The sequence below is a fragment of the Corallococcus sp. CA041A genome (assembly GCF_003612075.1).
Taxonomy (GTDB): domain Bacteria; phylum Myxococcota; class Myxococcia; order Myxococcales; family Myxococcaceae; genus Corallococcus; species Corallococcus exiguus.
Map to the genome: position 1 here is coordinate 1 of NZ_RAWF01000756.1, position 393 is coordinate 393.

The window sequence follows — 393 nt, forward strand, 5'->3', positions numbered from 1 at the left end:
CTTCTGCTGTGTGGCTTTTAGAAACGTAGTCTTTCCAGCAAGCTAGGGCTTGCTTGGCTGACGAGTTGTCTATGGAACCATCCACCAGACTAAATGTGCAGGCTGCCAATGACTGGAGGTGTGGTATATAACGTTCTAAACCGCTGTCGTTTGCCAGTTCTGCTGTCGTCAAGGCTCCGACCGCGCTTTGAGCTTCTTCGCATATTTGAACTGTCTCATTCCTCGTATCTAGATTGATGCTGAGTAGTTGTAATAAAGTCCTTAGTCTCCTAATGGGGTAATCCTGGGGAGAGTAAATTTGTAACAACGCCTTGACGGTGGGATGTGACAGTGTCACTTCCTGACGGAAATTGCTATCGTTAGATATGATGAAATATAAATCGTGTTCTAAGG

At 45.5% G+C, this 393-nt stretch carries 1 protein-coding gene; it reads right to left on the reverse strand.

Annotated elements, in window-relative coordinates:
- On the reverse strand, positions 1-393 hold a 393-nt coding region (locus tag D7V77_RS45465), incomplete at both ends, for a hypothetical protein (protein WP_233597599.1).